Annotated in this window: 18 protein-coding genes; 11 read left to right on the forward strand and 7 right to left on the reverse strand. The window is 40.3% G+C overall.

The genetic code is table 11. The features are described from left to right. Nucleotides 1–77: 77 nt before the first annotated feature. On the forward strand, nucleotides 78–806 hold the full coding sequence (locus VRUMOI_RS08530) for a DUF1853 family protein (protein WP_089140136.1): 729 nt from the start codon (nucleotides 78–80) through the stop codon (nucleotides 804–806). Nucleotides 807–887: 81 nt separating this feature from the next. Here VRUMOI_RS08530 and pgm read toward each other — a convergent pair whose 3' ends face one another. The 4 genes from pgm to VRUMOI_RS08550 form a co-directional block, all read right to left on the reverse strand. After that, nucleotides 888–2522 carry a phosphoglucomutase (alpha-D-glucose-1,6-bisphosphate-dependent) gene (gene pgm, locus VRUMOI_RS08535; protein WP_089140135.1) on the reverse strand — a complete coding sequence of 545 codons (1635 nt, stop codon included), beginning with the start codon at nucleotides 2520–2522 and terminating at the stop codon, nucleotides 888–890. Nucleotides 2523–2619: 97 nt separating this feature from the next. After that, nucleotides 2620–3156, reverse strand: coding sequence for a replication initiation negative regulator SeqA (seqA, locus tag VRUMOI_RS08540; RefSeq protein WP_089140134.1), 537 nt, complete (start codon nucleotides 3154–3156; stop codon nucleotides 2620–2622). A gap of 224 nt (nucleotides 3157–3380) precedes the next feature. Next, nucleotides 3381–4292, reverse strand: coding sequence for a c-type cytochrome (locus VRUMOI_RS08545; RefSeq protein ID WP_089140133.1), 912 nt, complete (start codon nucleotides 4290–4292; stop codon nucleotides 3381–3383). Then, nucleotides 4289–4942: a c-type cytochrome gene (locus tag VRUMOI_RS08550; protein WP_089140132.1), complete on the reverse strand. Its 654-nt coding sequence runs from the start codon at nucleotides 4940–4942 to the stop codon at nucleotides 4289–4291. Before VRUMOI_RS08550 ends, VRUMOI_RS08545 begins: the two co-directional genes overlap by 4 nt. A gap of 206 nt (nucleotides 4943–5148) precedes the next feature. Between VRUMOI_RS08550 and VRUMOI_RS08555 the strand changes: the two genes are divergently transcribed. The 4 genes from VRUMOI_RS08555 (at nucleotide 5149) to fcrX (ending at nucleotide 7484) form a co-directional block, all read left to right on the forward strand. Beyond that, nucleotides 5149–5919 carry an alpha/beta fold hydrolase gene (locus tag VRUMOI_RS08555; protein ID WP_089140131.1) on the forward strand — a complete coding sequence of 257 codons (771 nt, stop codon included), beginning with the start codon at nucleotides 5149–5151 and terminating at the stop codon, nucleotides 5917–5919. 95 nt (nucleotides 5920–6014) lie between these two features. Continuing rightward, on the forward strand, nucleotides 6015–6236 hold the full coding sequence (locus tag VRUMOI_RS08560) for a DUF2788 domain-containing protein (RefSeq protein ID WP_089140130.1): 222 nt from the start codon (nucleotides 6015–6017) through the stop codon (nucleotides 6234–6236). 80 nt (nucleotides 6237–6316) lie between these two features. Beyond that, entirely contained in the window at nucleotides 6317–6844 is a 528-nt protein-coding gene (fldA, locus tag VRUMOI_RS08565) for a flavodoxin FldA (protein WP_089140129.1), read from the forward strand. A gap of 193 nt (nucleotides 6845–7037) precedes the next feature. Then, a complete protein-coding gene (fcrX, locus tag VRUMOI_RS08570) occupies nucleotides 7038–7484 on the forward strand; it encodes a ferric iron uptake transcriptional regulator FcrX (RefSeq protein ID WP_089140128.1) in 447 nt (148 codons plus the stop codon). A gap of 142 nt (nucleotides 7485–7626) precedes the next feature. On the opposite strand, the gene glnS is transcribed toward fcrX, so the two are convergent. Continuing rightward, on the reverse strand, nucleotides 7627–9288 hold the full coding sequence (glnS, locus tag VRUMOI_RS08575) for a glutamine--tRNA ligase (RefSeq protein ID WP_089140127.1): 1662 nt from the start codon (nucleotides 9286–9288) through the stop codon (nucleotides 7627–7629). A 196-nt stretch (nucleotides 9289–9484) separates the two neighbouring features. Beyond that, nucleotides 9485–11044 carry an N-acetylglucosamine-specific PTS transporter subunit IIBC gene (nagE, locus tag VRUMOI_RS08580; protein ID WP_089140126.1) on the reverse strand — a complete coding sequence of 520 codons (1560 nt, stop codon included), beginning with the start codon at nucleotides 11042–11044 and terminating at the stop codon, nucleotides 9485–9487. Nucleotides 11045–11317: 273 nt separating this feature from the next. On the opposite strand from nagE, the gene nagB reads away from it, so the two are divergent. The 5 genes from nagB (at nucleotide 11318) to asnB (ending at nucleotide 18125) form a co-directional block, all read left to right on the forward strand. After that, the gene (gene nagB / locus VRUMOI_RS08585) at nucleotides 11318–12121 is read left to right on the forward strand and encodes a glucosamine-6-phosphate deaminase (protein WP_089140125.1); all 804 of its coding nucleotides are present in this window, start codon (nucleotides 11318–11320) and stop codon (nucleotides 12119–12121) included. Between the two features lie 13 nt (nucleotides 12122–12134). Continuing rightward, nucleotides 12135–13271, forward strand: coding sequence for an N-acetylglucosamine-6-phosphate deacetylase (gene nagA / locus VRUMOI_RS08590; RefSeq protein ID WP_089140124.1), 1137 nt, complete (start codon nucleotides 12135–12137; stop codon nucleotides 13269–13271). Between the two features lies 1 nt (nucleotide 13272). Further along, nucleotides 13273–14487, forward strand: coding sequence for a DNA-binding transcriptional regulator NagC (gene nagC / locus VRUMOI_RS08595; RefSeq protein WP_089140123.1), 1215 nt, complete (start codon nucleotides 13273–13275; stop codon nucleotides 14485–14487). Nucleotides 14488–14579: 92 nt separating this feature from the next. Further along, on the forward strand, nucleotides 14580–16202 hold the full coding sequence (locus VRUMOI_RS08600; RefSeq protein ID WP_089140122.1) for a cation:proton antiporter family protein: 1623 nt from the start codon (nucleotides 14580–14582) through the stop codon (nucleotides 16200–16202). Nucleotides 16203–16460: 258 nt separating this feature from the next. Then, nucleotides 16461–18125, forward strand: coding sequence for an asparagine synthase B (asnB, locus tag VRUMOI_RS08605; RefSeq protein ID WP_089140121.1), 1665 nt, complete (start codon nucleotides 16461–16463; stop codon nucleotides 18123–18125). 59 nt (nucleotides 18126–18184) lie between these two features. Here asnB and rfaH read toward each other — a convergent pair whose 3' ends face one another. Then, nucleotides 18185–18673, reverse strand: a complete 489-nt coding sequence (rfaH, locus tag VRUMOI_RS08610; RefSeq protein WP_089140248.1) for a transcription/translation regulatory transformer protein RfaH — start codon at nucleotides 18671–18673, stop codon at nucleotides 18185–18187. A 367-nt stretch (nucleotides 18674–19040) separates the two neighbouring features. Here rfaH and VRUMOI_RS08615 point away from each other — a divergent pair, with 367 nt between their 5' ends. Next, a complete protein-coding gene (locus tag VRUMOI_RS08615; RefSeq protein ID WP_089140120.1) occupies nucleotides 19041–20540 on the forward strand; it encodes a peptide MFS transporter in 1500 nt (499 codons plus the stop codon). Nucleotides 20541–20661 lie beyond the last annotated feature (121 nt).

Genomic DNA, 20661 nt, shown 5'->3' on the forward strand with positions numbered 1-20661 from the left:
ATAAATCTTAAGTGTCGATAAAATATGCTATTCCTCTGCAGGAGCAACAGAGTCTATTTGTAAAAATCAGCGACTGGATGTCACATCACTCGCCGCTATTACAACCTAATCAAGCTGAATTCGCTGACAATCCATTCAGCCAACATTTATCACCTCAACCGCTACCCTATTCAGGAAACTCTCGTCTTGGTTTTTGGTATCAGCACTTGTGCCACCAGTATTTTGCCTCTCATCCTGACTATCAAATTGTGGCAGAAGAAATTCAGCTTAACCATCAAGGAAAAACTATTGGTGCTTTAGATTTTGTTCTCAAGAATACCGTAACGGAGATTGCAGAACATTGGGAGGTAGCGATTAAGTTTTATCTTTTATTTGATGGTTTATGGTATGGCCCAAATAGCCGCGACCGATTAGATTTAAAACTCTCACACATGTTGAACCACCAGCTCACCATGTCTCAACACCCATGCTTTCAACAACAATACCCAGACCTAGGTGATATTAAGCCTAAATTACTAATGCAAGGACGTTTGTATATTAACCCTTTTCGAGATGAACCCACACCAACCAGCTGTCTCGGCTATCCCATCGAACAGTCTCAAGACTATGGCTACTGGTGCTACGCTGATGACTTAAGCAATATCAATGAACCATTGTATATATTAAAAAAAGGCCAATGGTTAACAGGAAAAGAAACGAATTCGCCACAATTAAAGCAAATAGGACAAGAATTTGTACATTGTCAGAGCCAATCTGGTGACTTTTGGTTTGTATTACCAAATGAATGGCCACATGCTCGGGCTTAAAATATAAAAAAGCGAGACCATTACAGCCCCGCTACTTTTTCAGCATTGGATTATGCCGACCACTATCTAGTACGATTGAACTTATAAACCCGCATTAGCAAATACTTGATTCACAATTTCTTGGGCTTCTTGTTCAATTCGCTTTAAATGGTCTTTACCTTTGAAACTTTCACAGTAAATTTTATAAATATCTTCGGTCCCCGATGGGCGAGCAGCAAACCAACCATTCTCAGTCGTTACCTTAAGACCACCAATCGCAGCGCCATTACCTTGAGCATGTGTTAAACGCGCAGTGATCTTCTCACCAGCCAGTTCATCGGCACTCACCATTTCAGCTGACATACTTTTCAGAACATTTTTCTGCTCAGTATTCGCTACCGCTTGAATTCGGTTGTATTCTGACGCACCATGTTTAGCGGCTAATTTATCGTAATATTGCTGTGGGTTCATTCCCGTGACTGCGGTAATTTCAGCCGCTAGCAGGCATAAAATAATACCATCTTTGTCGGTCGACCAAGGCGTACCATCTTTACGTAAGAACGATGCTCCAGCACTTTCTTCACCACCAAAACCAAAGCGGCCTTCATATAGACCATCAACAAACCACTTAAAGCCAACAGGTACTTCACATAGATCGCGACCCAGATCGGCAACTACACGATCAATGATCGCGCTTGATACGAGTGTTTTCCCCACTTGAACATCTGATTTCCACTCAGTACGATGGCGGAATAAATAATCGATACAAACCGCTAAATAGTGATTAGGGTTCATTAAGCCTTGCGGGGTAACAATACCATGACGGTCATAGTCTGGGTCATTACCAAAGGCTAAATCATAATCATCTTTTAATGCTAACAGGCTCGCCATCGCATAAGGGGATGAACAATCCATGCGAACGACACCATCTTTATCTAACGTCATAAACTGAAAAGATGGATCCACGGTTTCATTTACTAACGTCATATCGAGTTGATAAGTTTTGGCAATACGTCGCCAATATTCAATACCTGCACCGCCTAATGGATCGATACCAATTTTAATATTTGCTTTTTGAATAGCAGCAATATCAATCACGTTCACTAGATCGTCAACGTAAGGCTGTACAAGATCAACCGCCTTTACTTTATCTAACGAATTAGCACAACGTTTTACCCCTTGCAGCCTAGCCGCAATATATTGATTCGCTTTATCTTCAATTCGTTGAGTAATTTCCGCTTCCGCTGGACCACCATGGCTTGGGTTATATTTGATACCGCCATCTTGCGGTGGGTTATGTGATGGCGTGATCACAATGCCATCTGATTTATCTTGATGTGCAAGATTATAAGTTAAAATCGCATGAGAAATGCCCGGCGTAGGAGTAAAGCCGTTATCTTGCTGAACAATCACTTCAATACCATTAGCAACCAATACTTCGACGACTGAACGACAAGCGGGCTCTGATAACGCATGAGTATCTTTACCGACAAACATGGGTCCTTGTAATCCGGCAGCCATACGTTCATCAGCAACGGCTTGAGCTATCGCTAAGATATGAACCTGGTTAAATGTCGCCTTAGTTGAACAACCGCGGTGGCCTGACGTGCCAAATAAAACCTTGTGATTAACATTTTCCGCATCTGGTTCAATAAAGAAATAATCGCTCACGAGAGCGGGAATATTAACTAAATCTTCAGGTAACGTTTTGGTACCTGCTCTAGGGTGAAGAGACATTCAATAATCCTTTTTTACAATTATAAAATTGAAAAAGCCTCATAATACGTGATGATTCAAATATTATGAGGCTCTTATTAAATCGTTGTAATTAACGTTAGATGGCGTTACATACTTTATCAATCAAGTCTGCTTGAAAACCCATTTGAGTCATTAACTGCTGCACCATTTGACGCTTACGATTAGTGTTATTATTAGTAATAACCCAAAACGGCGTATTAGGAATCGAACGAGGTTTGGTTGTTTTACCGCTTGCTAATAACGTTTCTTCGTTATCGGCAAAGTAAACACGCGTACGCCCTTTCACTTTAGCTGCTTCAGCAAAACTTGTCGCTTCAATATGATAAAGCGAAGACAAGATCATCATAAAACGATCAATCGCTTTATCTTTCTCTGCAAATTCATCAGAAATCAACAAAGAGCGCATCACTTTAACGCCATCAGGCTTCTCTTGCTTTGCCGGCTTAGTTGGTGTTTCAACAGTCACGGGCTTAGCCACATTTGTATTAACTTGTGATCCTTGCTGCTCACCGATTAAAAGTCGACGTAAAATATCCGAGGCGCTTTCACCAATATGCTGGGTTTGGCTCGCAATATAACGATAAAGTTCTTCATCTACTTCAATGGTTTTCATTGGCTTTTCACAATCTCAATCTGTTTAAACTCTGAAATGATTATACCTATAACTGAAAAGATACTCTATGCTAATTGCTCTGAGTTACTAATAAAAAAGATCGTTTTGATCACTGAATGTTTTATTTCTTCTCGCTACCTAGGTTAACTGAACAAATAACCGTCAATAAAAAACCTCTATGAATGGAGATCCATAGAGGTTGTCGTTTCCACATTTTTTATTGATCAGTATGCTTTAGAACCTAGCACATGCTTATCTAATGCAGATGGCGTCCCGTATAGTGAATCTTTGGCATGAAACTGTTTTGCCGTTTCTGCAACTGATTTACTGAAACGAGGATCTTGCGGACGCTCATGACTATTAATAAAAACCGACACATCCCACGCTTGTTGATCCGTTAAGCTATTTCCTTTACTTAATGGCATATTCGCTTTAATAAAGTTAGCCGCAGAGCTGATCTGGTGCATACCTGCTCCCCAATTATAGCTATCTTTACCCCAAAGCGGCGGGAACACGTAGCGATTATCCACTTTACGTCCCTCACCATTATCGCCATGACAAAGCGCACACTGTGTCGAGTACACTTCTTGTCCACGAGTAAAGTCAGGAGTGAGCTCTGGTTGTTCTAATTTAGGAAAGCCACGACCTGGAATTTTCGCATTCACCTTGGCATCCGTTGCTAGCCAATAAGAATAAGCCGTCAGATCCAAAATCGTTTGGCTGACCGCTTCTGGCGGCTTACCATTCATTGAATAAGCAAAACACCCCTGCAATCGGTCTTCATAAGTATTCACTTTCTTATTCTTACCACGATAAGCAGGGTAAGAAACATACGCTGCCCACATTGGAGCTGAGTTGGCTAGGCGGCCACCAGACAAGTGGCAGTTAGTACAATTTAAACCATTCCCTACTGTTCCAGATTTTTTCAATTGTTGGCTATTCATAAAAATTGAATAACCACGTTTTACCGCTTCAGCAAAATGCTCTTCTGGCAGATTATTCCAGTCAGGAACGTGGTGACAACCTTCTCCTTGAGCAAGTAAATTACCTGGTTCAACACTTCCTAAATCTTTATGGCCACCACTAGCAAAAGTAAACGCACTGAATAGCGATAGGCTTAATAATAAGCATCTCATTTCGTCATCCCCGCTGCTTTTTGAACTACCGGTGTGCCAAGTGAGGCAAAATAATCTGAAACGGCTGTTATTTCTTCATCGCTTAACGACTTAGCAATGGGTCCCATGATCGACATTGCACCAGCCGGTCTTGTATCGTCTTTCCACGATTTCATTTGATTAATCAAGTAAGCTGAATTTTGTCCTGCTAAACGAGGAATACCTGGTTTAACGCCAACGCCACTAGGGCCATGACATGCTACGCAAGAAGGAACATTGGCTTCCATTTTTCCGCTATAGGCAATTTTTTCACCGAGTTCCATATCACCAGGCCACTTATCGCCACGCCACTGCAATTTAAATGTTAAAGCATCAGGTACACTAGAGTAATGCTTTATGATCGTATCCATTTGTTTATCAGTAATTTGATAAATAAAGGCATCCATAAAAGTTGTATGGCGTTTCTTGCTGCGAAAATTTTCAACTTGCTCACGTAGGTATTGGTCAGATTGCCCCCATAAATTAGGAATATGATCAAGAGTAGATACACCATTAACACCATGACATGTAGAGCAGAATTCAACAATACCGTCCTTATGCTGCGGTAATATATCTGCTACGCCAATGATGGGACATAGCATCAAAGCGCCCACAATCAGTCGTTTTTGCATATTGCTTCCTATTATTATAATTTTCTAACTTATACCTAGTATAGCTATTTCACTTAACACCGCATTTAAGATTTAAGAACAAGTAGTTATACAAAAACAGACACTTTTACTTGTTCGTCAGCATTATGTTTTGAACGGTTAAGTGATTACTTTCTCATTACTGCTGTATTATGATGTTAATTCGTACTTTCGGCTACAGGATTATCATGAATCCCCAACAACTTAACCATACCATTCAGGGTCAAGGCCCTGTCATTCTCCTTATACATGGTCTATTCGGCAGTTTGGGTAATTTAGGTCTACTCGCCCGAGATTTAATTGCAGACCATACCGTTATTAGCGTTGATTTACGCAATCATGGCCAATCTTTTCATAGCGACATCATGGACTACCCTTCCATGGCAGCTGACCTCAACCAGCTATTAACGGACCTTAATATTACATCCGCCACCATCATTGGGCACTCAATGGGAGGCAAAGCAGCAATGGCGCTTTCCAATATTGCTACTGACAAAATTAACAAATTAATTGTGTTAGACATGGCCCCTATTTCCTATCAAGAAAGACGGCATGATAATGTTTTTGCCGGATTAAATGCGGTCATTGAAAATAAGCCGAAGACCCGTAAAGAAGCATTACATTTCCTAGCCCAGCACATTGAATTAGATGGTGTTCGCCAATTTCTCGCAAAATCATTACAGCTCCAAGATGGGTACATGCAATGGTTATTCAATGTAGATGGCATCATTGGCAATTACCACCATATACAAAGCTGGACGAACATTTCTCCTTTTCTTGGTGAAACCTTATTTTTAAAAGGTGCAAACTCCGATTACCTCATGCCAGAACATCAAAGCGCTATTTTAGAGCAATTTCCAAACAGTAAAGCGCATATCATTGCTAATACTGGCCATTGGTTGCATGCAGAAAAGCCAGCTGAAGTACTACGTTCTATTCGCCGTTTTATTACGAAATAGTTCGTATTTAACCCGATGACAAAGCCGACTTCGCATTAACTTTCAATTGGATTAATGCTATAGTTCTTTGTTAAAAAATAACGGTGATCAAACGCATGCTTTACGAACACATCAATACCATTGAATCTCTGGGCTTAGATCTGTTTTTTGCGTCATTATTTTTATTGATTGGTTTAGCCATCAAAGATGTTTTAAAACAAGGTAATGTTCCCGTTTTTGGCCGTCGTATTGTATGGCTTGTTCTATTTTTAGGTTGTGCGGGCTTTGTCGCGAAAGGGTTAATCCAAATAAGCTGGGAAGGTACAGGCTTAGGCTAAAGCCGTGCAGCTATAACGTATACTTTTTTAATTAGATTGATACCGGTATTTCCGGTAGTAGACATATAGGTAATATTTCTATGGCAAGTGTAGGACTCTTCTTTGGTAGCGACACGGGTAATACTGAAGCGGTTGCGAAAATGATACAAAAAGAACTTGGCAAACAACTTGTACACGTACAAGACATTGCGAAGAGCAGCAAGGAAGATATTGATAATTTTGATCTATTACTGCTTGGCATTCCAACTTGGTATTACGGTGAATCCCAATGTGACTGGGATGACTTTTTCCCTGAACTTGAAGCAATAGATTTCTCAACCAAACTTGTCGCTATTTTTGGTTGTGGTGACCAAGAAGATTACGCAGAATACTTCTGTGATGCGATGGGCACAATTCGTGATATCGTTGAAGCGAAAGGCGGTACTATCATTGGCTATTGGCCAACGGAAGGTTATGAGTTTGAAGCTTCTAAAGCATTAGTGGATGACGACAACTTCATCGGCCTATGCATTGATGAAGATCGTCAACCTGAATTAACCGATGAACGTGTAAAAGCGTGGTCAAAACAAATTTATGATGAAATGTGCTTGGCAGAATTAGCTGATTAATCAAAATTTTGTGATGTATGGAGATACCTCCACTGTGAGGTATTTTGTTATCATCACTCTAATGCTATAGTCATTTTAGATACATTTTGACAACATATAATGAAACGCAGTGAACTTGGTCGTGTAGTTCGAGTCATATTTACTGATGTCATTCATGCTTTCTGTTCAATGCAGAATCTCACAGGAAAGAATAATGCCAGATAACAACCAAGCTCTAAAGGAAGCAGGTCTTAAAGTCACCTTACCTCGTTTGAAAATTTTAGAGGTATTGCAACAACCAGACTGCCAACATATCAGTGCAGAGGATTTATATAAAAAACTGATCGATCTTGGTGAGGAAATTGGTCTTGCAACCGTTTATCGTGTTTTAAACCAATTTGACGATGCTGGTATCGTAACTCGTCATCACTTTGAAGGTGGAAAGTCTGTTTTCGAATTATCGACTCAGCACCATCACGATCATCTAGTATGCCTAGATTGCGGTGAAGTTATTGAGTTTTCTGATGACGTTATTGAAGAACGTCAAAGAGAAATTGCCGCTAAGTACAATGTTAAATTAACTAACCATAGCCTTTACTTATATGGCCGTTGTGCTAACGGAAATTGTAAAACCGACACCAATGCACATCAAACTAAGTAAAACTAAGCCAAATTAGCTTTAAGCTTACCAATAAAAAAACGCATCTCATTTTGAGGTGCGTTTTTAATTTATACAAAACCAAAATTAACGAAATAAACCAATAAGGTGAGAGACTTCCCACCTTACATAAAGATATTGCTTATTACGCGTCGATCTTGGCCCACGTATCACGTAAACCAACGGTACGATTAAACACTAAGCTTTCTGGTGCCGAATCTTTTGAATCAATACAGAAATAGCCTGTACGCTCAAATTGAATACCCACACCTGCTTCTGCGTTTGCTAAACTTGGCTCAACAAATGCTTTCTTAACAACCAAAGACTCAGGATTAATTGTCGCAGCAAAGTCATCCGCAGCGGCTGGGTTTGGTACAGTGAAAAGTCGTTCGTATAAACGAACATCCGCTTCTAGACCTTTTTCAGCAGACACCCAATGAATAACACCTTTGACTTTACGGCCGTCAGCAGGGTTTTTACCTAATGTATCAGGATCGTAGCTACAGAAAATAGTAGTCACATTACCTTCTGCGTCCTTTTCAATGCGATTAGCTTGGATCACATAAGCACCACGTAAACGCACTTCTTTACCAAGAACTAAGCGTTTGTATTTCTTGTTGGCTTCTTCACGGAAATCATCCGCTTCAATCCACACTTCACGTGTAAAAGGTACTTCACGATTACCCATTTCAGGCTTATTTGGATGATTAGCAATCGTCAGAACTTCTTCACCTTCAAAGTTTTCAATAATTACTTTGACAGGATCTAAGACCGCCATTGCGCGAGCAGCATTGTCATTTAAATCTTCACGAATACACGCTTCTAAAGAACTAAACTCGATCATATTGTCTTGTTTAGTCACACCAATGCGTGAACAAAACTCACGAATAGAGCTAGGAGTAAAGCCACGCCGACGTAAACCAGAAATCGTTGGCATACGAGGGTCATCCCAGCCGTTAACCAATTTTTCTGTTACTAATTGGTTTAGCTTACGCTTAGACATCACTGTATATTCTAAGTTTAGACGGCTAAATTCGTATTGATGTGGTTTCGTATCAATAGTGATATTTTCCAATACCCAATCATACAAACGTCGGTTATCTTGGAACTCCAGTGTACATAATGAATGAGTGATCCCTTCTAACGCATCCGAAATACAGTGAGTGAAGTCGTACATTGGGTAAATGCACCACTTATCTCCCGTCTGATGATGGCTAATAAAGCGCACACGATAAAGAACAGGATCACGCATAACGATAAATGAAGATGCCATATCGATCTTCGCACGAAGACAAGCCTTACCTTCTTCAAACTCACCGTTACGCATCTTTTCAAATAACGCTAAGTTTTCTTCAACGCTACGGTCACGATACGGGCTATTTTTTCCTGGCTGTTTTAACGTACCACGATATTCACGAATTTCATCAGGCGTCAGCTCATCAACGTAAGCTAAACCTTTTTCAATCAACTCTACCGCGTAAGCATATAGCGCATCAAAATAGTTAGATGAATAGCAAATGTCGCCATCCCAATTAAAGCCTAACCAATTTACGTCTTGTTTAATTGATTCAACGTATTCAATGTCTTCTTTCGCTGGGTTGGTATCATCAAAGCGAAGGTTACACTTACCCTGGTAATCCTGTGCCAAGCCAAAGTTTAAGCAAATAGACTTTGCATGGCCAATATGCAGATAGCCATTAGGTTCTGGTGGAAAACGCGTATGGATTCCAGTGTGTTTACCATCCGCTAAATCCTTATCAATAATTTGACGGATAAAGTTAGATGGTCGAGCCTCAGCTTCACTCATCGATAGTACCTCAATAAATATAAGAGTCTTTTTATAATTAGGGCTAATGATCCACAATTCTAGCCCTTTACACAACTAGAAGTAGTATTTTCTTTGTTAAAAGCCTAAAAAGAAGCCCAAAGAGTCATAATTCTATTTTTTAGAATAAAAAAAGGCTCCACATAGGGAGCCTTTCTAATCAACGGTGTAGATTTACTTACGGTAAAACAACATCCGATAAGTCATCAGAAGCTGGAATTTCTTTCATCTCTCCAGCAACGATTTCAGCTAATGGGCCGAGAATAACTTGTAGGTTATTTTCACCTAACTTAACAACCCCTTTAGCACCAAGCTTTTTCAACACGGCTTCGTCAACAATAGAGCGATCTTTCAATGTTAAACGTAAGCGAGTGATACAAGCATCAATCGTTGTCACGTTACCATGGCCACCAAGAGCTTTCAGGTATTGACGTGCAACCGCACCAGAAGGTTGCTTTGATTTGCTTGCAGGAGCGGCAACTTCTTCGTCTTCACGACCAGGCGTTTTCATGTTGAACGCACGGATTAAGAAACTAAAGATAAAGAAGTAAGCTGCACCGAATGCTAAACCAATAATCAATAATGTCACAGGTTTCGTTGCTAGACCCCAGTTCAACACAAAGTCGATAAGACCTGCTGAGAAACCAAAGCCATGCAATGTACCAAACATGTTAGCAACCACTAGAGACAGACCCGTTAATACGGCGTGTACCGCATATAGGCCTGGTGCTAGGAACATAAACATGAATTCTAGAGGCTCTGTGATACCCGTTAGGAATGAACAGAATGCAACAGAGAATAAGGCACCAGCAACTTGACCACGACGCTCAGAAGGAGCCGCTAGGTACATAGCAAGCGCACCACCAGGTAGACCAAACATCATGATTGGGAAGAAACCATTCATGAATACCCCAGCCGATTTATCGCCGCCAAAGTAACGGTTTAGATCACCGGTTTTAATGGTCTCTTTCACACTATCAACCACTGCTGTGATTTCTGGTGTTACTGCATTTTTGAACGTAAAGGTATGCTCTTGACCAACCACTAATGTCTTCGCAATCGCTGGGTCTACACACAATTGATGAATATTAGAGAATGCACCCGTTGCCGTTACCATGATTTCTTGACATGAGCCCATACCAAACCAGAAGTAAGAGTTCAGTACGTGGTGAAGGCCAACAGGAATCAACGCACGGTTTAAAGTGCCGTAGATAAACTGACCAACTGCACCAGAAGTTGAGATACCATGAGCTAAAGTATCAAGACCGTGTTGGACCATAGGCCAAACAACGCCAAACACTGCACCCGCAACCACAGCAACCAAGCCCGCCATAATTGGAACTAAGCGGCGACCAGAGAAGAAGGCTAACCATTCAGGCAAACGAGTAGCGTGGAATGCGTTATAGCAATGTCCTGCAATGATACCTGCAAAGATACCACCAAAGAATGACATATTAACGTCAGCATTAATTTGTTGCGCTGTTGCAGTTAAAACGAAATAAGCAACGGCACCGGCTAAACCAGCCGCACCCGCACCATCTTTTGATAAACCAATTGCAATACCTAAACCAAAGAGTAAAGGTAACTGGCTAAAAATCGCATTACCAGCCGATGCCATAAATGCAATATCTAACAGGTCAGGTTGACCCAAACGAAGTAAAAGCGCCGCAACAGGTAGTGTTGCAATAGGTAGCATCAACGCTTTACCTAGTCTTTGTGCGTATCCAAGTATATTCACCGTAATTCCCCCCTATAGGATTTGGTAAAATTCGTATTACTTATTTTTCTTAAAAAATTTAGTACAGCGACAGTCTATGCAATTAATTTTAGTCCGCAAATTAAAAGCCTGTTATTTGTGATCTTTATCAAGAGTTATTTGCCAGTTTGCGTAATTCTTGTGAAGGATTTATCTTATTTAGACTAGATAGTTTTCAAAACTTATTTTATCATGCAAAATAATGAAATAAATGTCCTATTATCCATTTTTGTTTATGTCCTATAGAGGTGTACTGTGAGACTCATTCCACTCAATAATGCAAATGAAGTTGGCCTATGGTCAGCACGTCATATTATCAATAAAATCAATAAGTTTAACCCAACTGAAGACCGACCTTTCGTTTTAGGCTTACCGACAGGTGGGACACCTCTAAACACATACAAGCAATTGATTAAACTTCATAAAGATGGCGAAGTAAGCTTCAAGCACGTTGTCACCTTTAATATGGATGAATACGTAGGATTAGCCTCTGATCATCCTGAATCTTATCGTTCATTCATGTATGAGAATTTTTTTCAGCACATTGATATTCAAGAAAAGAACATCAATCTATTGAACGGTAACACCGATGATCACGAAGCAGAGTGCAAACGTTACGAAGATAAAATTAAATCGTATGGACGCATTAATTTGTTCATGGGTGGTGTGGGTAACGACGGCCACATTGCTTTTAACGAGCCGGCTTCATCATTATCATCACGTACACGTATCAAAACTCTAACCGAAGATACCCGTATTGCAAATTCACGCTTTTTCAATGGTGATATTAGCCAAGTACCTAAATATTCGCTAACTATTGGCGTTGGTACTCTACTAGATTCTGAAGAAGTTATGATTTTGATCACAGGCCATAATAAAGCACTTGCTTTACAAGCTGCGGTAGAAGGCTCAGTCAACCACCTATGGACAGTATCGGCATTACAACTTCATGCTAAATCCGTCATTGTTTGTGATGAACCTTCAACTCAAGAACTTAAAGTAAAAACGGTTAAGTACTTTAAAGAGTTAGAAGCTGAAAACATTAAGAATTTAAAATAAGAGGATGCCAACTATGTATGCTCTGATAAATGCAAGAATCTACACTGGTCATGACGTACTTACAGAGCATGCCGTGATAGTGGATGCAGGTAAAATTCAATCTATTGTAAAAATGGATGATTTACCAAAAGAGATCAAGACACAAGATTTACAAGGGGCAAATCTAAGCCCTGGTTTTATCGATCTACAACTTAATGGTTGTGGCGGCGTGATGCTCAATGACGAAGTCACCGCTGATACAATGCAGATCATGCACAAGGCCAACTTGAAATCAGGCTGCACTAGCTTCTTACCAACATTAATCACTTCATCAGATGAAGATATGCAGCAAGCAATTTCTGCTGCTCGCGAATATCAACAACGTTATCAAAATCAGTCTTTAGGCCTGCATTTAGAGGGACCTTATCTCAACGTTTTGAAAAAAGGGATTCATCGCCCTGATTTTATTCGTAAATCCGATGATGAGATGATCCAAACGATTTGTGATAATCACGATGTGATCGCAAAAGTAACCTTAGCACCTGAACAAAATGCACCAGAGCATATCCAACGCTTAAGAGATGCCGGCATTGTTGTCTCTATTGGCCACACTAACGCAACCTATCGAGAAGCTCGTCAAGGTTTTGCTAACGGCATTACATTCGCTACTCACCTTTTCAATGCGATGACTCCGATGGTTGGTCGTGAACCCGGTGTGGTTGGTGCCATCTATGATACATCTGAAGTATATGCAGGTATTATTGCTGATGGCTTCCATGTAGACTATGCCAACATCCGAATTGCTCATAAAATCAAAGGCGATAAACTAGTATTAGTGACGGATGCCACAGCTCCAGCAGGAGCAGACATGGATCACTTTATTTTTGTTGGTAAGAAAGTATATTACCGAGATGGTAAGTGTGTTGATGAAAATGGCACACTTGGTGGTTCAGCTTTAACCATGATTGAAGCCGTGCAAAATACGGTTGAACATGTAGGAATCGCTTTAGACGAAGCACTGAGAATGGCTACGCTTTATCCTGCCCGCGCAATCGGTGTAGATAGACAGCTTGGCGAAATTAAACCAGGTATGGTGGCAAACCTGACTGTGTTTGATCGTGACTTCAATGTAAAAGCGACGGTTGTTAACGGACAATACGAGCAGACATAGAATGAATGGCGGACAAATTGGTAATGTAGATTTAGTTAAACAACTTAACAGCGCAGCTGTATATCGTTTAATCGACCAACAAGGTCCAATTTCGAGAATACAGGTTGCCGATGTCAGCCAATTAGCGCCCGCCAGTGTCACAAAAATCACTCGCCAACTACTTGAGCGAGGGTTAATTAAAGAAGTAGCACAGCAAGCCTCAACCGGAGGTCGACGTGCTATTTCTTTAACGACGGAAACCTCTCCTTTTCACTCTGTTGCAATACGCTTAGGCCGTGACTATATCCAATTAAGCTTGTATGACTTAAGTGGCCACGAATTAGCCAATCATCATGCTTCATTCAAATATGATAAACAACAAGACCTTCTTGATGGTTTAGTCCTTCATACTCAAGCTTTTATCAATCAACATAAAAAGATTATCGAGCAATTCATTGCTATCGGTGTAACACTCCCAGGCCTTGTTAACCCAGAAACCGGGATTGTGGAATACATGCCCAATACCGAAATCGATAACCTTTCTTTAGGTAAATTACTCAGCGATACATTTAACGTTGAAACTTTTGTTGGCAATGATATTCGTGGTTTGGCACTGGCAGAGCATTACTTTGGTGCCAGCCGTGATTGTCAGGACTCCATTTTAGTCAGTGTTTACCGAGGCACAGGTGCAGGCATTATTGTAAATGGTCAAGTCTTTTTAGGCTCTAACCGAAATGTCGGTGAAATCGGCCACGTTCAAATTGAACCATTGGGTGATCGATGCCAATGTGGCAATTTTGGTTGTCTTGAAACCATTGCTGCTAACCCTGCTATCATCGCTCATGTTCAATCACGATTAGATCAAGGTTTTCCATCTAGCTTGTCTAATATTGACAATTTAACCATGAGCACCATATGCGATCATGCAAACCAAGGTGATGAACTTGCCAGCCAAGCCCTTATTCGTGTTGGACATTATTTGGGTAAAGCGATTGCGATGACAGTGAATTTATTTAACCCACAAAAAATTATTATCGCTGGTGAATTAGTCAAATCGAAAGAAATCATTTTTCACGCGATACAACGAAACATTGAAAGCCACTCATTAACAACCTTCCACAAAAACTTACCTATTGTGGAATCAAAACTTTATACACAACCTACAATTGGTGCATTTGCCATGATTAAGCGCGCTATGCTCAATGGTGTATTACTGCAAAAATTGTTAGGAGAATAAGATAAATAACATTATCTTAAACTGCTTAAGTATATAATTCCTCACGGGTATATCCATTGATATGCCCGTTTTTATTTTAGGAAAATAAACACATGGATATCTTACTCATTATCGCAGCCTTTATTTCTGGCTTCATTGCACTCAAACTGAACCTTCCACCATTAGTCGGATTCTTGATTGCCGGATTTGGATTGCAGTATGCCGGATTTACCACGAATGAGACCATCACAACATTATCCGATCTAGGTGTTACCCTCCTTCTTTTCACGATTGGCCTAAAGCTAGATATCAAAACATTACTTGCCAAAGAAATCTGGGCCAGTGCTACCCTACACAACGTACTCTCTACCGCCTTTTTTACATTAGCGTTATTCGGTCTAAAAACCGTTGGTATCAGTTTATTCAGCGGAATTGATATCTCTCAGATTGTCTTACTCGCTTTTGTATTGTCGTTTTCAAGCACCGTATTTGCGATCAAGAGTTTAGAAGAAAAAGGCAGCATGAATTCAACGTTTGCCACCATATCGATTGGTATTTTGGTAATGCAAGATATTTTCGCGGTGCTTTTTCTTACCATTTCAACGGGTAAGGTACCCGAATGGTACGCCTTAGGCTTGTTTGTTTTGCCTCTGCTTCGACCACTTTTTTATAAAGTTTTAGATAAGTGTGGTCATGGTGAAATGTTAGTTCTATATGGTTTTTTCATGGCATTAGTCATGGGCGCTGGCCTTTTCAACCTAGTTGGAATGAAAGCCGATCTCGGTGCCCTAATTTTAGGTATGCTATTAGCTGGTCATTACAAAGCATCTGAACTTTCTAAATCTCTGTTTAACATTAAAGAGCTGTTCTTAGTCTGCTTTTTCTTAAATATAGGATTATCCGATGCGCCAACAATAGATGGCTTTATTTTTGCCCTTTTACTACTTTTCTTACTTCCAGTTAAAGGCGCACTCTATTACATTGTCATTAATTTATTCAAATTCCGCGTTCGTACTTCATTGCTCGCTTCTTTAACATTACTTAATTACAGTGAATTTGGCCTTATCGTCTCAGGGATTGCTTATAAACTCGGTTGGTTACCGGGCGAAATGATGGTCGCAATTGCGATAGCGGTTTCACTCTCCTTCATTATTGCCGCTCCAATTAACAACCTCAGCCATAAGATTTATCGCTACACCTCTCACTGGCTTAAAGAACAAGCAGATGAAAAGTTACACCTCAAGGATAAACGTATTAACCCTGGACATGCTCAAGTACTTATATTAGGAATGGGGCGCATTGGCACAGGTGCTTATGATGAAATTCGTACCCGCTATGGCAAAATCAGTTTAGGGGTAGAAACGCGCTCTGATGTGGTTCACACCCATCGTCAAAGTGGAAGAAACGTTATTCAAGGTGATGCAACCGACTCAGATTTTTGGGAACGCATTCTAGATATCGCCAATGTAAAACTTGTACTACTTGCCATGCCACATCATAAAGGTAACCAATCGGCGCTTGAACAACTAAAGGCCCGTAATTATAAAGGGCAAACCGCTGCAATTGCTGAATATCCAGATCAAGTAGTGGAAATGACTCAAAACGGAGTCGATGCAGCATTTAATATTTACAACGAAGCCGGAGCAGGTTTTGCTCGCCATGTATGTGATAAATTGAATCCCCAGTTTAAAGTGATGCAAGCTGGCCATTGGGATAAAAGCAATGATCTTACTTAAATGCCATTGATTAGAACAAAATACAACCACAAGTGAATAATATTCACCAAAAACAATAAAATTAAAGATATTATTCACCAATAATCCTTTGATATAATTTATTTCACAATGATAGGTTGCTTTTTTTATTGATCATGGCAAATTGGATTCAACCAATAAATATACCAATCAAAGCTGATTACTGGGTTAACTCGCTAAGATACTCAGTGACGAATTACAACTGGTATGACAATTAAAACGGATTTTAAGGAAAAGAGTATGTGTTCAATATTTGGCATTTTAGATATTAAATCGGATCCTGCGGCGCTTCGTCCACTTGCGTTGGAAATGTCGAAAAAACTTCGCCATCGCGGTCCAGATTGGTCTGGTATTTACGCTTCAGATAAAGCGATTCTCGCTCATGAACGTCTATCAATCGTAGGATTAAACAGTGGCGCTCAACCACTTTATAGCGAAGATAAAAAACACATCCTTGCCGTCAATGGCGAAATTTATAACCACAAAGAAATTCGTGCTCGTTATGCTGACAAGTTTAATTTCCAAACCGATTCTGATTGTGAAGTCATTCTTGCTCTATACCAAGAGCTAGGTGAAGACTTACTCGAAGAGCTAAACGGTATCTTTGCTTTTGTTTTATACGATGAAGAAAAGGATAAATACTTGGTTGGCCGTGATCACATCGGTATTATTCCGCTTTATCAAGGATATGATGAATACGGTAACTACTACGTCGCTTCAGAAATGAAAGCTCTCGTACCAGTATGTAAAACCATCAGTGAATTCCCTCCTGGCTGCTACTATGGATCTGATGATGAAAAACCGGTTCGTTACTACCAACGTGACTGGATGGAATATGCGGCAGTACAAGGAAACCTAACCAGCAAAGAAGACTTAACTAAAGCATTAGAAGATGCTGTTAAACGTCAGCTAATGACAGATGTGCCATATGGCGTATTGCTTTCTGGTGGCTTAGACTCATCAATCACTTCTGCCGTTGCAAAACGATTCGCTGCAATGCGTATTGAAGATGACAGCCAATCTCAAGCTTGGTGGCCACAACTTCACTCCTTTGCTATTGGTTTAGAAGGTGCTCCCGATCTCAAAGCCGCTCGCGAAGTAGCAGATAAGCTTGGTACGGTTCACCATGAAATGACCTATACCGTTCAAGAAGGACTAGATGCTATTCGTGATGTTATCTATCATATTGAAACATACGATGTGACCACTATTCGAGCATCAACACCTATGTTCCTGCTGGCTCGTAAAATTAAAGCAATGGGTATTAAAATGGTGCTTTCTGGCGAAGGCGCTGATGAGATCTTTGGAGGTTACTTATACTTCCACAAAGCACCGAATGCTAAAGAATTCCATGAAGAAACAGTACGCAAACTTCTTGCACTAAACATGTTTGATTGCGCTCGAGCGAACAAATCCTTAGCCGCTTGGGGCGTGGAAGGCCGAGTACCTTTCCTAGATAAAGAGTTTATTGATGTAGCAATGCGCCTAAATCCTGAAGACAAAATGTGTGGTAACGGGAAGATGGAAAAACACGTATTACGTGAGTGCTTTGAGCACTATTTACCAGAGTCGATCGCATGGCGTCAAAAAGAGCAATTTTCTGATGGCGTAGGCTATAACTGGATTGATTCTTTGAAAGCACAAGCCGAAGAGAAAGTTACCGATCAACAACTAGCAAATGCCGCATTTAAATTCCCGTATAACACTCCATCAACGAAGGAAGGTTATGTTTATCGTGAAATTTTTGCCGAACTATTCCCACTAGACTCCGCTGCTGAGTGTGTACCAGGTGGGCCGTCTGTAGCTTGTTCATCAGCAACTGCAATTGAATGGGATGAGTCATTTAAAAACAACGCTGATCCATCAGGTCGAGCAGTAAAAGCCGTACATAACGACGCTTACTAATCTGGTTTGAGACATCAATTAACCAAAAGCCTACCGATTAAATTGGTAGGCTTTTTTGATCACCATTCAACGTCAGTATTTTGAACTTTTACTTTTACTTTCTGATTAATCAACGTAATTAATAAAATGGATCGCTTCTCACCATCCGCTTCTTGGTAAACTGCATCAAAACCAGAAAATTGCCCCGAGGTAATTTGAACTGTTTGACCAGAGACTGGCACATTTCCGTAATTTGATTCATCAACTTGGTATGACCGCAAGTGCTCAATTAAGCTAACGGGGACTTGGTATGGTTGCGTACCAAAACGAACAAAATCAACCACCCCTCTTGTTGAACGAATCGTCGTAAAGCTTGGCCCACTTTCAGTTTGGGTTGCAATAAAAATATAAGAAGGAAAAAGAGGTTCTAAAATACGCTGCCTTTTACCTCGTATAATCTTCTCAATTTCGATTTCAGGGTAATAGCATTCAATCTGCTGGTTTTCCAGGTGAGCCTTTGCCCGCTTTTGCTCCCCTCTTTTGCAATAAAGCAAATACCACTCTTTCATCATTCTTCTACCCTAAAAAATTTAATCTATCCTAACAGGATAAAAATAGGCGGCACAACCACGAACCACTATTAAAATGAACAGCTATCGACTATTAATTCAACAAACTAAACATTGACGTTCAAAAAATACGCAAACAGTAAGTAAATGTAAAAAGAATGCATCCAGATCATTGTAGTTTCAAATTTTGAGCTGTATATATAATGCCAGCATTAGATTCTGTGATCTCTATCATTATAAAAACTTATGCGTAACACACAGAGCTTGTACAGCAACAATAAAGCTAATTGTATAACACAGACAAAACATTATACGGTTTAAATTAGGAAAATATCCTATACAAACCAGCACTTAAATGGAAAATCAAATGACCACACAACAAGTCACCGTATCAAAGACTAAGTCATTTATGACTGTGTCACTGATTGAATTATGGGAACGATTTGGCTACTACGGTATGCAAGCACTGATCGTTTACTTCATGATTCAACGTCTAGGGTTTGAAGACTCGCGAGCAAACTTAGTATGGGGTGCTTGTGCCGCATTAATTTATGTATCGCCGGCTATCGGTGGTTGGATCGGCGATAAAGTGCTGGGTACTAAACGTACCATGCTTATGGGTGCCTTTATCCTTGCCATTGGCTATGCACTAATGACCTTACCTTCGGAGAACACTTGGGTACTCTTTACTGCATTAGGGGTAATAGTCGTCGGTAATGGTATGTTTAAACCTAATGCCGGTAACCTTGTTCGTAAAATCTATGAAGGCGACGATTCAAAGATAGACAGTGCCTTTACTATCTATTATATGGCTGTGAATGTCGGTTCAACGGTATCAATGCTATTGACACCTTGGGTTAAAGACTATGTTAATGAACAATACCACAATGAGTTTGGTTGGCATGCTGCATTTGCGGTTTGTTGCGTCGGCCTATTAGTAGGTCTCGCCAACTTCTTTGTGATGCGTAACACATTAAGTGCGTATGGTTCAGAACCAGATACCAAACCTGTCGATGGCCGCAAACTTACTTTAGTTTTACTCGGTTCATTATTTGCTGTTGGTATTTCAGCGCTTATTCTTGAATATCAAGCTTTAGCACGTATCTTTGTTTATGTTGCAGGTATCGTTGTACTTGGCATTTTCACTCACCTAATTCGCAGTAGTGAACAACATGAGCGTGCTGGTTTAATTGCTGCACTCGTTTTGATCATACAAACAGTATTCTTCTTTATTTTCTACCAACAGATGTCAACGTCATTAGCACTATTTGCTCTACGTAACGTTGATTTGAACTTCACTGTTTTTGGTACTCACCTACTGACTTGGTCTCCTGCTCAGTTCCAAGCATTGAACCCTATTTGGATCATGCTACTCAGCCCTGTTCTCGCTCTGATTTATTCAAAAGCTGGCGCAAAAAATAAAGACCTCTCTATTGCCGCAAAATTTGCTTTAGGTTTTGCCGTCGTCGCAATTGGCTTCTTTGTTTATGGTTTTGCAGGCAACTTTGCGGTTAACGGTAAAACGACCTCTTGGGTCATGATTATCGGCTACGGTGCATACTCATTAGGTGAATTACTGGTAAGTGGTCTCGGTCTTGCGATGATTGCTCGTTATGCTCCTGAGCGTATGGGTGGCTTTATGATGGGTGCTTACTTCGTTGCTTGTGGTATTTCACAATACTTAGGTGGCGTAGTCGCTAACTTTGCTAGCATTCCAAGAGGCATGACGAATCCATTAGAAACATTGGACATCTACACAAGCTTGTTTAATAAGTTAGGTATGGCAGCAGTCGTATGTACTTTCATTGCTCTTGCTGTTCTTCCATTAATGCGTAGCTTAGATAAAAAACATCAAGGCATTCAGTAATTATTGAAGGCACTGAGAAAGTTAGAGAAGTTTAACCTCTAACGACTTAGATATAAAAATACCGCACCAGTGTGCGGTATTTTTTATTTGCAGTTTGTAAGCCGCTCACTCTATTAAATAA

Origin of the sequence: Vibrio rumoiensis, assembly GCF_002218045.2 — a bacterium.
GTDB classification, from domain to species: Bacteria; Pseudomonadota; Gammaproteobacteria; order Enterobacterales; family Vibrionaceae; genus Vibrio; species Vibrio rumoiensis.

Coding starts and splice junctions, on each gene's coding strand:
- VRUMOI_RS08530 (WP_089140136.1), top strand. CDS start 78: ATGTCACATCACTCGCCGCTATTACAACCTAATCAAGCTGAATTCGCT.
- nagC (WP_089140123.1), top strand. CDS start 13,273: ATGAATGGCGGACAAATTGGTAATGTAGATTTAGTTAAACAACTTAAC.
- asnB (WP_089140121.1), top strand. CDS start 16,461: ATGTGTTCAATATTTGGCATTTTAGATATTAAATCGGATCCTGCGGCG.
- nagA (WP_089140124.1), top strand. CDS start 12,135: ATGTATGCTCTGATAAATGCAAGAATCTACACTGGTCATGACGTACTT.
- glnS (WP_089140127.1), bottom strand. CDS start 9,288: ATGAGTGAAGCTGAGGCTCGACCATCTAACTTTATCCGTCAAATTATT.
- fcrX (WP_089140128.1), top strand. CDS start 7,038: ATGCCAGATAACAACCAAGCTCTAAAGGAAGCAGGTCTTAAAGTCACC.
- VRUMOI_RS08550 (WP_089140132.1), bottom strand. CDS start 4,942: ATGCAAAAACGACTGATTGTGGGCGCTTTGATGCTATGTCCCATCATT.
- fldA (WP_089140129.1), top strand. CDS start 6,317: ATGGCAAGTGTAGGACTCTTCTTTGGTAGCGACACGGGTAATACTGAA.
- pgm (WP_089140135.1), bottom strand. CDS start 2,522: ATGTCTCTTCACCCTAGAGCAGGTACCAAAACGTTACCTGAAGATTTA.
- seqA (WP_089140134.1), bottom strand. CDS start 3,156: ATGAAAACCATTGAAGTAGATGAAGAACTTTATCGTTATATTGCGAGC.
- VRUMOI_RS08555 (WP_089140131.1), top strand. CDS start 5,149: ATGAATCCCCAACAACTTAACCATACCATTCAGGGTCAAGGCCCTGTC.
- VRUMOI_RS08600 (WP_089140122.1), top strand. CDS start 14,580: ATGGATATCTTACTCATTATCGCAGCCTTTATTTCTGGCTTCATTGCA.
- VRUMOI_RS08615 (WP_089140120.1), top strand. CDS start 19,041: ATGACCACACAACAAGTCACCGTATCAAAGACTAAGTCATTTATGACT.
- VRUMOI_RS08545 (WP_089140133.1), bottom strand. CDS start 4,292: ATGAGATGCTTATTATTAAGCCTATCGCTATTCAGTGCGTTTACTTTT.
- rfaH (WP_089140248.1), bottom strand. CDS start 18,673: ATGAAAGAGTGGTATTTGCTTTATTGCAAAAGAGGGGAGCAAAAGCGG.
- VRUMOI_RS08560 (WP_089140130.1), top strand. CDS start 6,015: ATGCTTTACGAACACATCAATACCATTGAATCTCTGGGCTTAGATCTG.